The following is a 12,401-nucleotide window of genomic DNA, read 5'->3' on the forward strand; positions in this document are numbered from 1 at the left end:
GGAGTGGGAGCCGGAGTGTCCGCAGATGCGCGCGGACGGGTGGACGAGACCGCGGACACTCGCGGTGGCCCTGAGAGGCTGGCCCGGTGCGACACCTCACCTACCTGCTGATCCTGCTGGGTTGCGTCGTCCTCACCCTGCCGCTGGAGTTCGTGATCGGTGCCCGGGTGTGGCGGCGGCCGGCGCGGGCGGCGCTCGCGATCGCGCCGCCGGCACTGATCTTCATCGGGTGGGACCTGATCGGGGTGGCGCGCGGCTGGTGGACGTACGGCGCGCGCTACCTGGTCGGCGTGCACCTAGGGTCACTGCCGTTGGAGGAGGTGCTCTTCTTCCTGGTGGTGCCGCTGTGCGCGCTGCTGACCTTCGAGGCGGTGGGCATCTGCGGGCGCCTCCTGCGTGGCCGCGGTGCGCAGCCGGCCGAGCGGGTGGGCGCTGGTCGTGATGCCTGAGTACACCGTCTCCGTCCTGCTCGGCCTGGTGGTCGTGGTGGTGCTGGAGCTGGCGTGGTTGCGCACCGGACTCTTCCGGTCGGTGCGCTACTGGGTGAGCATGGCGATCGTGCTCGGATTCCAGGTGCTCGTCGACGGACTGCTCACCCGCGGGTCGAGACCCGTTGTCGCGTACGACGATTCGCAGAACCTCGGGATCCGGTGCCCACCGGGCATCCCGATCGAGGACTTCGGGTTCGGATTCGTGCTGTGCACCGCGGTGCTGCTCGGTTGGGTGCGGTGGCAGCGTCGCGACGCCCGGTTGTCAGCGGATTCCTGATGCCGGCACCACGGATCCGCTGACAACCGAGAGCTCAGCGGCGTACGCCGTCGTCCTCGTCGAAGGGCCGCAACGGCTCGCCGTCCTCCGGTTGGTTGCTGATCGCGCCGGCGTCGACCGCGGCACCGGTCAGGTCGTTCTCGCGTCCCTTCCCGCCCGCGCCGAACTCGTTGAAGATCAGGTTGAGCACGAAGACCACGATCACCGTGGAGGTGATGGCCGAGCCGAAGATGGTCTGGAATCCGTCGGGGAAGTTGCGGTAGAAGTCCGGTGCGATGACCGGCAGCAGTCCGATCGACAACGACACCGCGATGATCAGCAGATTCTGGTTGTCCACGAACGACACCTTCGCCAGCGTGCGGATGCCGACCGCGGTGACCATCGCGAACATCACCGTGCCGGCGCCGCCGATGACCGGCCCGGGCAGTGCCGCGACCAGCTCGCCCATCTTGGGGATCAGGCCGAGGAGCACCAGGAACCCACCGCAGACCGCGACCACCCAGCGGCTCTTGATCTTCGTGATCTCCACCAGGCCGACGTTCTCGGCGTACGCCGTGTCCGGGAAGGAGTTCATGAACCCCGCCAGCACGGCGGACAACCCGTCGGTCGCGAGGCCGCGCGCCACGTCGTTGGTGGACAGCGGCCGGTCGACCATCTCAGACACCGCCAGCATGTCGGCGGTGGACTCGGTGTAGGTCACCAGCATCACGATGCACATCGACACGATCGCGGCCGCGGCGAACTGCGGCGGCCCGAAGTGGAACGGTTCGGACACCCCTGCCCAGTCGGCGGATCCGACGCTGGAGAAGTCGAGCAGGCCCATCGGCCACGCGACCAGCGTGCCGACGATGACGCCGAGCAGCACGGCGATCTGGCCGATGAAGCCCTTGAAGAAGCGAGAGATGAGCACGATCACGAGCACCACGAGACCGGCCAGCAGGATGTGGGAGACCTTGCCGTAGTCACCGTTCTGTACGACGACCTGGGACCCCGCCTTGGTCGTGGCCGTGAAGCCCTCGGCCTTGTCGGTGACGGTGATGCCGGCCCCGTTACCGCCGAACGGCAGCGTCGTCGGGTTCTTGCCGGTGATCAGCGAGGCGTCCGCGCCGATCAGCGACAGACCGATGACGGCGATCACGGTGCCCGTCACGAGCGGCGGGAAGAAGCGCACCAGCATCGAGAACGGCTTGGCGATGATCAGCGCGAAGACGCCGGCGACGAGCATCGCGCCGTACACGACCTGCAGGCCTTTGATGTGACCGTCCGCGCCGGGTTTGGTGCCGTACTGGGTGGCGATGATGATCATCGGGTTCAGCACGGTGAACGTCGCTCCGGCCACCACCGGCAGCCGGACACCGAGGATCTTGGAGATGCCGACGGACTGGATGATCGTCGCGATGCCGGACACCAGAAGGTCGGCATTGATCAGGATCGCGATGTCGGTCCTGCCGAGCCCCAGGGCGGCGCCGACGATGATCGGCACGGCGACCGCGCCGGCGTACATGATGAACAGGTGCTGCAGGCCGAGCACGATCAGGCGCGGCGCGGGCAGCACCTCGTCGACCGGGTCCACCGTCTTCTGCGTCGTCCGTATCGACATCGGTTCCTCTTTCCGCTGCGGCAACCTCTGGGTCGGGCGTGAAGTGAGACCTACGAGACTATGGCGGCAGCGTGTTTCGACGGCGTTCCTTTCCGATAACGGGCCGGCAACGCCACTGCCTACGCTGAGCCCGTGAGCGACTACGAGGTCACCGGCGCCCGACTGACCGTGCCGTTCACTTCGCACGGCCTGGAGGGGTCGATCGAGGTCGGCGTGCACCGCAACCAGGATCCCGTCGCGTCCGGCCACACTCGCCTGTTGCCCGACGTGGAACCTGTTGCGCTGCAGGGTTTCCCGGTCGTCACGGCATCGGTCCACCTGGACGTCGTCGGGCCGGCGGGGGTCTTCGGGTGGGTGCAGCTGGTGACCCAGCGGCTCGAGCGCGGCGAGATCCACCGGGCGGTCGATGCGGTCGACTGGATGGCGCCGTTCTGCGCTTTCGGTTACCTGCCGACGTTCATGGACGCCCCCGCCAACCCCGGCGATCGGGACGTGACCTGGAGTGCGGACACGTTCCTGGTGCAACTGCCCGATGTCAGCCGCACGCGTCGCCTGCAACCGCTCGGCGGCTTCCAGTGGGGCTACCGCCTCGCGGGCGGGCGGCCCGCGGGACTCCTCCCGCTGCGTACTGCGGATGCGGCCGGCTGGCGCGACCTGCGGGTGGTGCTGGGGCGCGAACACCCCGGCTGGCAGACCGAGGGGTGAGGCTCGAGCCGGTCAGGCGGGCTTGCCCCACCCGACCGGCGCCCACTGGGTGTGCGCCCACGGGAAGTCGTTGACGTCGAGGGAGCCGTACTTGGCCAGGATGTCGGTCGCCCAGGGGTTGCTGCCGGTGCGTTGGATCTCCGTGGCCGGGTGCTCCACGTTGAACGCGTGGCAGAACAGGTTCTTGTCGCCCGCCATCCCGCCGTACTTCTGAGCGGCCCGTGCCAGCAGCAGCGTGAACGGCCGGAGGCCGAGCGTGTCCAGATTGAGGGTCGGCGGGAACCTGAACCACTGGCCCTCGGCGGGCGTGTCCACGTTGGAGTCGGTGCCGTCGGACTGCTTGGCCGGCCACGAGACCACGCCGCTGCGCGCGTTCGTGATCGTGAAGTCGAGCGCGTGGCCGATCACGCCGTTGCGAGCCTCGCTGATCCCGACCTGCATCAGCGGGTTGAGCATCGCCACGACCGCCGACGAACCCTCGGTCAGCTCCATCGAGTAGTTGGCGGTAGGCAGGTTGGTGAAGCGCGGCGCGGCGACGTAGTAACCGCCCGTCGCCGCCGTCCAGGTGCCGTCGGACTGCTTGCGGCACAGGAAGTACTCGCGCATGATGCCGGTGCCGCGGTCGTAGACGGCCATCGAGCTGTCACCGCCACCTGCGGGAGTCGCGTACGGCGGCAACGGGATCCGGCCGTTCACATGGGCCGCCAAGGTGCTCCCCGCGGAGGCGTTGCTGGCGGTCATCGTGGTGAACGGGCAGCCGGCGATCGTCGAGTCCACGACGTAGGTCGGGATGTTGTACGACGTGGTGTTGAGCGAGGTGACCACGCCGTAGGAGTTCTGGGTCAGGTTCGGCATCCGCGCCGCCATCGCCGCGGAGTTCGTCGCCAGCGGCATGGCGGCGACGCTCCGGGTGAAGACCGTGCCGTTGGCGACGTACGGATACCAGAGGTCGCCGTGCCAGATCCCCGGGTCCGCGACCTTCGGGGCCTCGCGCCCGCGCAGCCTCGTGCTGGCGGCGAGTGCGGCCGGCGTACCGGCTGCGGTGAGCGCACCGGCACCGGCCAAGGCCAGCGCGCCGCGGCGGGTCACTCCGTCTTCGTTGGCAGGCATCTTTCGAAGATAAGGATTCGAAGGACCCCGACGGCACCTTGCGCGCATCATATTTAGGAGACCGTCGCACTGCGTGTTGACGGTGTGACGGATGAGGTGAATACGGGTCGCCGGCAAGGCGGCTCGCGCGAACGTTATAGAGGACCGGCGGCCGATGATCACTGATGATGACGTGCAGACATGGGGCGGCAGGGATGCCGTCGATCGGGACGGCCACGTCGTGGGTGAGGTCGGCGAGGTCTACCTCGACGACCGCACTGGTACGCCGACCTGGGTCGCGGTCGCGACAGCGTCGGGGTCGGGCGCGCAGTTCGTGCCGCTGCACGAGGCGTGGGTCGACGACGGCGAGATCGCCTTCCCCTACACCCACGATCAGATCTCGCGCGCGCCGAGACTCGCGCCCGGCGAGCACCTGGACGTCGATCAGGAGCGTCGCCTCTACGACCACTACGGAGTGGAGTACGACGATCTGGATGATGCGGACGAACAGGATCTGTTCGCCCGCGCGGGAGATGTGAGACCTGAGGCCGGGCAGGTGGACTCGGTCGGCGAGGACAAGACGCCCCTCGACGGTGTGAAACGCGCCCGGCTGCCGGGCCCCCCGGCTCCGGACGGGGACGACGTCGCACCTGTGGACACCACGTGCCTGGAGGAGCGTCTCGTGGTCGGAACGCGCGTACGCGTATCCGGCAGGACACGCATCACCACCCGTGTCGTGACCGAGGAGCGCACGATCACGGTCGCCGTTCGTCGCGAGGAGTTGGTCGTCGAGCACGAGCCGGCGACCGAGCGCGGCGCGGAGGCCGACGGTGGCGCGGACGGGAGTCTGGGTGTCCACCCGCTCGCGGACACGCCTCGGGTCCTCGTGCTGCACGAGGAGGTGCCGGTGGTGATCATGCAGAGCCGACCGGTGGAGACCGTGCGCATCGGCGTGCGCACGGTCACCGTCGATCAGCAGGTCAGCGAGAACGTACGGCGCGAGTTCCTCGCCGGCGACGACGCCGACTGACGCCGTCGCCGGGTCCGGAACTCAGAGTTTCGCCGTCAGCTCCAGGTGCATGCCGTCGGGGTCGGAGAAGGACAGGATCGCCAAGCCGAAATCGGTGAGCTCGTTGACCTCGCCGTGAGGTGCTCCCAACGCGTCCAGGGCGTCCCGTGCCGAGTCGAGGTCGGCCCGCGAGGCGACCATGAAGCTGACGTGGTCCAGCCCGGTGCGGTCGGAGTCGAAGGTGTCACCCACGGCGGCGACCGGACGCAGGCCGAGAAGCGCACCCGAGGGGGTCGAGAAGATGGTCCCGCCGTAGATCTGCTCGGGGGATTCGCGCACACCAGGCTCGTCCACCCGGTCCGACTGGTCCGCGGCGATCGGCCAGCCGAAGACCTGCGTGTAGAAGGCCTTCGAGCGTGCGATGTCGGTGACGGTCAGTCGGACGTGGGCGAATCCGTCGGACGAGACGATGGCCATGAGTGCTCCTGGAGTGGGTGGGTGAGTTCGTGGGAGGGGTGTCCCTGCCGACCACTCTCGCGCATCGCCCTGCTGAGGTACGAGCTTCGGCAAAACTCAGGACGGGTTGGCGACTGTGCGCGCCGGGCGGAACACCGAGCGCAGGGTCTCGGCGAAGAGCTGTGGTTCGCAGGCCGCGGGGAAGTGTCCACCGCTCTCGTACTCGCGCCAGTCGGACACCTCGACGTATCTCTCCGCGAGGTCCCTCGGCGCAGGCGGCAACGGGATGCGCTCGCCGCCGAAGTTGGTGACGGCCGTCGGAACCGCGGGCCGCTGCTCCGGGTCGGGCAGGACGCGGCCGCCGTGCATGAAGTTCCAGTAGGGCAGCATCGAGGAGCCGATGCTGCCGGTCGCCCAGTAGAGGGTCAGGGTCGCGAGCAGAAGGTCTCTTGGGAATTCGTGTCGCCGGCGTCCGTCTGCGGGCTCCACGCCACGATCTTCTCCGCGATCCACGCGGCCAAGCCCGCCGGTGAGTCCTGCAGCGCGGCGGCGACGGTGTTCGGCTTGGTGGCGTGCTGGTGGGCGTAGCTGCCTTCGGCGGCCGTCCACGAGTCCACGGCGCGCGCATAGTCCGCCTCGGCCTCCGTCCACGGTTTCGCCGCAAGGGGCAGGCCCGGTGTCGCCAGGTGGATGCCGGCGACCGCGTCCGGGTGCGCACGTGCCAGCTGCATGACGACCCCGGCGCCGAGGTCGCTGCCGTGCGCGACGTACTGGCGGTGCCCGAGACCCGAGCTCATCAGGTCGTGCCACAGCTGCGCGGTCTGCGCCTGACCCGATCCGCCCGGTGGCGGCGGGTCGGAGAGACCGAAACCGGGCAGGGCGGGCGCGACGACCGTGAACGCGTCTGCCGGGTCGCCGCCGCGCGCGCCCGGGTCGGTCAGCAGGGGAAGGACTTCGAGGTACTCCAGGAACGAGCTGGGCCACCCGTTGCACAGCAGCAACGGCAACGGGTCCGGTCCACGACCTTCTGCGATGACCACGTGCACCCCGCGACCGTCGATGTCGGCGCGCAGTTGTCGCACCTGCGCGAGGCGCTCCTGCAGCGAGGTCACGTCCAGATCGCGCCATGCGGCGAGGAGGCCGTCCAGCCACGAGCTGGGAACGCCGCGGACCCAGTCCTCGTCGGGCACGGGGCTTCGTCGGGTGCGATCGAGCCGGTCCCGCAGGTCCGTCATGACAGCGGGATCGAAGCGCACGGAGGTCGGTGCGAGTGTCACTTTCGCATCCACGGTCACTTCTCCTCGTCGAGCCGGAGCCCGTCTCGCTCGTCGTCCCACGCGGCCGCGCTGATCCGCCAACCGTCCGGTGTCCGCACGAACTGCAGCGTCTTCGCTCCACGACCGGTGAACGGAACACCCTGCTGCACACCGGCCTTGGCGTAGGTGCTCCACCGCTGCGCGATGTCACCGAAGATCTCGGTGCGGCCGGACACCTCCCATTCCCGGAAGTCCACCAACGCGCCGCTCGTCAGCAGTTCGCGTCGCGGAGCGATGAAGCCCTCGACGTCGTAGACGGCCGGTGTCATGCCGCAGGTCCGCACGATCACCGCCTCGGGCAGCAGGAAGGTTCGCATCCGTGCCAGGCGGGTCACCACGTCCGGGCCCGACGTGAACGCGTCGAAGTAGACCCGGACGATCTCGTCGATCGCTTCCAGATCCCCGGGGGCGGTCCCGGCGGTGCTCGACATGTCTCGAAACTAGCCGCTGCCGTCAACCGCGGGAGGAACGGTGCCCGCGATCGTCTCCGTCCGACGCGATCGCCGACTCCTCCCTCGCGCCGGGCGCTCGCGCTGCTGCCGCGCTCGCCACCGTCGACCCGCGTCGGCCGGGATGTCGAATCGGTCAGGAATCGAGAAGCAGCGTCATCGATGCTGAGTAGCGTGTTCGTCACCATCACAACGACATTCGAGGAGAGCCGGCATGGCCGACACGACCGCAGCGACGAAGAAGACCGACTCGACCAAGGGGGCTGCGTCCGGTTTCACCGCCGCCGAGCGCGCGGCCATGAAGGAGCGCGCCGACGAGCTGCGATCCAGCGGGCGCGGTGGCAAGAAGAAGGCGGAGGAGGCACAGGCCTGCCTGGACAAGATCGCCGAGATGGGCCCGGACGACCGGTCGCTCGCCGAACGGATCCACGCGATCGTCGCCGACGTGGCCCCCGACCTGGACTCCAAGACCTGGTACGGCATGCCGGCGTACGCGCGGGACGGCAAGGTGATCTGCTTCTTCAAGCCGGCCGAGAAGTTCGGCGCGCGCTACGCAACCGTCGGGTTCAGCGACGTCGCGACCCTCGACGCCGGCAACGTCTGGCCGACGGAGTACGCGGTCACCCGGTTGACCGACTCCGACATCAAGCAGTTCACCGAGCTCATCGAACGCGCGACGCGTCAGTGACCGCCCGGCGCGGGCAGCGCGCGGAGGTGGCTCGCTAGCGTGGCGATGTGACGACCACGACGACAGACCTCGACCTCTCCGCCCTGCGCGCGCACTTCCCGTCGCTGCGAGAGGGCACCGCGCACTTCGACGGGCCCGGCGGATCGCAGACGCCGGACGTGGTCGGCCACGCCGTCGCCGGGACCATGCTCAGCGACATCTCCAACCGCGGCACGAACACCGGCCCCGAGCGCCGGGCCGACCGGGTGGTGCAGGAGTGCCGCGCCGCGTTGGGTGACCTGATGGGGGTGCCGGGCGACACCGTCATCTTCGGGCGCAGCATGACCGCCCTGACGTTCGAGATGGCCCGCACCCTGGCGGCCACCTGGTCGCCCGGTGACGAGATCGTCGTCAGCCGCCTGGACCACGATGCCAACATCCGCCCGTGGGTCCTCGCGGCCGGCGCCGCGGGAGTGACGGTGCGTTGGGCCGAGTTCGACACTCTCACAGGGGAACTCGAACCCGACACCGTCGGCGCGCTGCTCACCTCGCGCACCCGGCTGGTGGCGGTGACGGCCGCGTCGAACCTGATCGGGACGATGCCGGACATCCCCGCGATCGCCGCCCTGGTGCACGCTGCAGGAGCGCTGCTGTTCGTCGACGGGGTGCACTACGCCGCGCACTCGTTCGTGGACGTCGAGGCCCTGGGCGCGGACTTCTTCGCGTGCTCGCCGTACAAGTTCTTCGGCCCGCACTGCGGCGCGCTGACCGGCCGGGCCGACCTGCTGGCGGGGCTGCTGCCGGACAAGCTGCTGCCCTCGGCGGACCGAGTGCCCGAGCGGTTCGAGCTGGGCACGCTGCCGTACGAGTTGATGGCGGGCACGACGGCCGCGGTCGACTTCATCGCCGGTGCGGTGCCCGGTGAGGGCAGCCGACGCAAGGTGCTGGCGCGCAGCACCCACGCGATGGAGCTGCACGAGGACCGCCTGCGGGGCATCCTCGAGAGCGCGTTGAGCGAGCTGCCCGGCGTCGCGATCCACTCGCGGGCCGCACGGCGCACGCCGACGCTCCTGGTCACCGTCGACGGCCACGACTGCGCATCGATCAGCACCCACCTGGCCGGTCTCGGCGTGAGCGCACCGGCGGGTTCGTTCTACGCGTGGGAGGCCTCGCACCACCTCGGGCTCGGCGCCGCCGGCGGCCTGCGGATCGGGGTGGCGCCGTACAACGACGAGAACGACGTCGACCGGCTCGTCGACGGCATCACCGGCTACCTCGCATCGGGGACCTCGACCGCCGGCTGATCGTTGACAGGCGAGATGTCTGTTTCAGACGGTCCGCGGACCCACCGACCCCCCCGAAACCGACATCTGGAACACCCGTCAGAACGGGCCATGCAGCGGGAACATCACGCCGCTCCGAAGGGTTGAGTCAAGTAGACGCAACTTAACGCAGCCCCGAGTTGACAAGAGGGGCCACCGCGGAGTTGAGTCAGGGGCAGTCAACCCATCGGAGCCGGTGGGCTGAGCGCTCGCCGGGCACCCGGCGCATCAGACGAAACCGCGACCGCGGGAAGAGCCGGTCGCACCGAGCAACAAGGAGCACCGAACATGGCACGTGCGGTAGGTATCGACCTGGGCACCACCAACTCCGCGGTCGCCGTCCTGGAGGGCAACGACCCGGAGATCATCGCGAACGCCGAGGGCGGGCGTACGACGCCGTCCGTCGTCGCGTTCGCCAAGAACGGCGACGTGCTGGTCGGCGAGATCGCCAAGCGCCAGGCCGTCACCAACGTCGACCGGACCATCCGGTCGGTCAAGCGCCACATGGGGACCGACTGGTCCACCGAGATCGACGGCAAGACCTACACGCCGCAGGAGATCTCCGCGCGCATCCTGCAGAAGCTGAAGCGGGACGCGGAGTCCTACCTGGGCGAGGACGTCACCGACGCGGTCATCACCGTGCCGGCGTACTTCGACGACGCCGAGCGTCAGGCCACCAAGGAGGCCGGTGAGATCGCGGGCCTCAACGTGCTGCGCATCGTCAACGAGCCGACCGCCGCCGCGCTCGCCTACGGTCTGGACAAGGGCAAGGAGGACGAGCTCATCCTGGTCTTCGACCTCGGTGGCGGCACGTTCGACGTGTCCCTCCTGGAGGTCGGCAAGGACCCCGAGGACGGCTTCTCCACCATCCAGGTCCGTGCGACCAGCGGTGACAACAAGCTCGGTGGCGACGACTGGGACCAGCGCATCGTCGAGCACCTGCTCACCACGGTGAAGAACACCACCGGTGTCGACCTGGCCAAGGACAAGATCGCCATGCAGCGGCTGCGTGACGCGGCGGAGCAGGCCAAGAAGGAGCTCTCCTCCTCGACCAGCACCAACGTCTCGCTGCAGTACCTGAGCATGGGCGAGAACGGCCCCATCCACCTGGACGAGACCATCACCCGCGCGCAGTTCGAGCAGATGACCAAGGACCTGCTGGAGCGCACCAAGGCGCCGTTCAACAACGTCATCAAGGACGCCGGGGTCTCCATCTCCGACATCAACCACGTTGTCCTCGTGGGTGGTTCGACGCGTATGCCGGCCGTGGCCAGCGTCGTGAAGGACCTGACCGGCGGCAAGGAGCCGAACAAGACCGTCAACCCCGACGAGGTCGTCGCGGTCGGCGCGGCGCTGCAGGCCGGTGTGCTGAAGGGCGACCGCAAGGACGTCCTGCTCATCGACGTGACGCCGCTGTCCCTCGGCATCGAGACCAAGGGTGGGCTGTTCACCAAGCTCATCGAGCGCAACACCGCGATCCCGACCAAGCGCTCGGAGGTCTTCAGCACCGCTGAGGACAACCAGCCGTCGGTGGAGATCCAGGTCTACCAGGGCGAGCGCGAGATCGCGAAGGCCAACAAGCCGCTCGGCAACTTCGAGCTGTCCGGCATCGCTCCCGCCCCGCGTGGCGTGCCACAGATCGAGGTCACCTTCGACATCGACGCCAACGGCATCGTGCACGTGTCCGCCAAGGACCGCGGCACCAACAAGGAGCAGTCGATGACCATCTCCGGTGGGTCCGCCCTGCCGAAGGAGGACATCGAGCGGATGGTCAAGGAGGCCGAGGAGCACGCCGCCGAGGACAAGAAGCGGCGTGAAGAGACCGAGGCCCGCAACACCGCGGAGCAGCTGGTCTACTCCACCGAAAAGTTCCTCGCCGACAACGACGACAAGATCCCGGCCGAGACCAAGACCGAGGTCACCGAGGCCAACGACGCACTCAAGGCCGCGCTGAAGGACGAGTACGCCTCCGCTGAGGACATCTCGGCCAAGAGTGCCAAGGTCTCCGAGGTCTCCCAGAAGATGGGTGCGGCCATGTACGCCGCGTCGCAGGACGAGGGCGCCGACGGTGCGACCGGAGCCGAGGGCGCCGGTGCCACGGGTGCCGCCGACGGTGCGGGCAGCGCCGACGACGACGTCGTGGACGCCGAGGTCGTCGACGACGAGGAGACCAAGTGACCGACCAGGACCGTCCGGGTCCGTCCTCCGGCAAGGAGGACGGACCGGACGAGCCGGTCGTCATCCGCGACAAGCGTCGCTTCGACCCGAAGACGGGGGAGGTGCGGGGCGGTCAGCAAGCGCAGGGAGATTCAGTGAGTAATGACTCGGAAGAGACTGCCGGCGGCGACAGCGCCTTCGGCGGCGCGGTCGGAGACGACCTGCCCGGCGGCAAGCAGCCGTCGTCCCCGCAGGACGCCGGCGTGCCGACGGACCCGTCGTTCGTCGTGCCGGACGACGCCTCGTCCCTGACCGACGAGCACCCTGACACGGTGCTCGCCCGGGAGCGGCTGGAGGACGTCCGACGGGTGCAGGCGGAGTACGTCAACTACAAGCGCCGGGTCGACCGGGACCGCGAGACCCAGCGGGACGCGCAGACCGCGCGGATCGTGGAGTCCCTGCTGCCCGTGCTCGACGACTTCCACCTGGCGCGTGAGCACGGTGACCTGGCGGGCACGCCGTTCGAGAAGATCGCCGACAAGCTGGAGACGACCCTGGGCCGACACGGCCTGGAGCGCTTCGGCGAGCCCGGTGAGGCGTTCGATCCCGCACAGCACGAGGCGTTGATGAACGTGGAGGCCGACCTTCCGGACGGCACCACGGCCACCACCGTCGTCCAGGTGATGCAGCCCGGTTACCGGATCGGCGACCGCGTCGTCCGGCCGGCCCGGGTCGCCGTCGCCGACCCGACGTAGTAACACCCACCCCGTCGAGCGGAGGGGTCCACACTCGGGCGGAGGGGTCACGACCCCTCCACTCGGGACCGGACCCCTCCGCTCGGTGAAGCAGACAACGGAAGGAGA

General features: G+C 69.0%; 14 protein-coding genes. 8 read left to right on the forward strand and 6 right to left on the reverse strand.

Going from position 1 to position 12,401, the window contains the following annotated elements; all coding sequences use genetic code 11:
* Positions 1-86: 86 nt before the first annotated feature.
* Positions 87-449 carry a lycopene cyclase domain-containing protein gene (locus LVQ62_RS05435; protein WP_233766089.1) on the forward strand — a complete coding sequence of 121 codons (363 nt, stop codon included), beginning with the start codon at positions 87-89 and terminating at the stop codon, positions 447-449.
* Positions 442-768, forward strand: coding sequence for a lycopene cyclase domain-containing protein (locus tag LVQ62_RS05440; RefSeq protein ID WP_233766091.1), 327 nt, complete (start codon positions 442-444; stop codon positions 766-768). The genes LVQ62_RS05435 and LVQ62_RS05440 overlap by 8 nt, the downstream gene beginning before the upstream one ends.
* A 34-nt stretch (positions 769-802) precedes the next feature.
* On the opposite strand, the gene LVQ62_RS05445 is transcribed toward LVQ62_RS05440, so the two are convergent.
* Positions 803-2,368 carry a nucleobase:cation symporter-2 family protein gene (locus LVQ62_RS05445; protein ID WP_233766093.1) on the reverse strand — a complete coding sequence of 522 codons (1,566 nt, stop codon included), beginning with the start codon at positions 2,366-2,368 and terminating at the stop codon, positions 803-805.
* A gap of 132 nt (positions 2,369-2,500) precedes the next feature.
* Between LVQ62_RS05445 and LVQ62_RS05450 the strand changes: the two genes are divergently transcribed.
* Positions 2,501-3,073: a hypothetical protein gene (locus LVQ62_RS05450; RefSeq protein WP_233766095.1), complete on the forward strand. Its 573-nt coding sequence runs from the start codon at positions 2,501-2,503 to the stop codon at positions 3,071-3,073.
* Positions 3,074-3,085: 12 nt separating this feature from the next.
* Here the strand turns inward: LVQ62_RS05450 and LVQ62_RS05455 are convergent, their stop codons facing one another.
* Entirely contained in the window at positions 3,086-4,183 is a 1,098-nt protein-coding gene (locus LVQ62_RS05455) for a hypothetical protein (protein ID WP_233766097.1), read from the reverse strand.
* A gap of 154 nt (positions 4,184-4,337) precedes the next feature.
* Here LVQ62_RS05455 and LVQ62_RS05460 point away from each other — a divergent pair, with 154 nt between their 5' ends.
* A complete protein-coding gene (locus LVQ62_RS05460; protein ID WP_233766099.1) occupies positions 4,338-5,192 on the forward strand; it encodes a PRC and DUF2382 domain-containing protein in 855 nt (284 codons plus the stop codon).
* Between the two features lie 21 nt (positions 5,193-5,213).
* Here the strand turns inward: LVQ62_RS05460 and LVQ62_RS05465 are convergent, their stop codons facing one another.
* The 4 genes from LVQ62_RS05465 to LVQ62_RS05480 all read right to left on the reverse strand — a co-directional run bounded on the left by LVQ62_RS05465 (position 5,214) and on the right by LVQ62_RS05480 (position 7,374).
* A complete protein-coding gene (locus LVQ62_RS05465) occupies positions 5,214-5,648 on the reverse strand; it encodes a VOC family protein (RefSeq protein WP_179483159.1) in 435 nt (144 codons plus the stop codon).
* A gap of 96 nt (positions 5,649-5,744) precedes the next feature.
* Positions 5,745-6,116 (reverse strand): hypothetical protein, encoded by a 372-nt coding sequence (locus tag LVQ62_RS05470; RefSeq protein WP_233766110.1) that lies wholly within the window; start codon positions 6,114-6,116, stop codon positions 5,745-5,747.
* Positions 6,053-6,904, reverse strand: a complete 852-nt coding sequence (locus LVQ62_RS05475; protein ID WP_233766124.1) for an epoxide hydrolase family protein — start codon at positions 6,902-6,904, stop codon at positions 6,053-6,055. The genes LVQ62_RS05470 and LVQ62_RS05475 overlap by 64 nt, the downstream gene beginning before the upstream one ends.
* 14 nt (positions 6,905-6,918) lie before the next feature.
* On the reverse strand, positions 6,919-7,374 hold the full coding sequence (locus tag LVQ62_RS05480; RefSeq protein WP_233766126.1) for a nuclear transport factor 2 family protein: 456 nt from the start codon (positions 7,372-7,374) through the stop codon (positions 6,919-6,921).
* 232 nt (positions 7,375-7,606) lie between these two features.
* Here LVQ62_RS05480 and LVQ62_RS05485 point away from each other — a divergent pair, with 232 nt between their 5' ends.
* From LVQ62_RS05485 to LVQ62_RS05500, 4 genes are all read left to right on the forward strand, one after another.
* Complete coding sequence (locus LVQ62_RS05485) at positions 7,607-8,080, forward strand: iron chaperone (RefSeq protein WP_233766128.1); 474 nt, start codon at positions 7,607-7,609, stop codon at positions 8,078-8,080.
* A 47-nt stretch (positions 8,081-8,127) separates the two neighbouring features.
* A complete protein-coding gene (locus tag LVQ62_RS05490; RefSeq protein WP_233766130.1) occupies positions 8,128-9,363 on the forward strand; it encodes a cysteine desulfurase-like protein in 1,236 nt (411 codons plus the stop codon).
* Between the two features lie 306 nt (positions 9,364-9,669).
* Entirely contained in the window at positions 9,670-11,559 is a 1,890-nt protein-coding gene (dnaK, locus tag LVQ62_RS05495; protein ID WP_233766132.1) for a molecular chaperone DnaK, read from the forward strand.
* Positions 11,556-12,293, forward strand: coding sequence for a nucleotide exchange factor GrpE (locus LVQ62_RS05500; protein ID WP_233766146.1), 738 nt, complete (start codon positions 11,556-11,558; stop codon positions 12,291-12,293). Before dnaK ends, LVQ62_RS05500 begins: the two co-directional genes overlap by 4 nt.
* Positions 12,294-12,401: the final 108 nt, after the last annotated feature.

It is taken from the genome of Allobranchiibius sp. GilTou73, from assembly GCF_021391335.1.
GTDB classification, from domain to species: domain Bacteria; phylum Actinomycetota; class Actinomycetes; order Actinomycetales; family Dermatophilaceae; genus Allobranchiibius; species Allobranchiibius huperziae.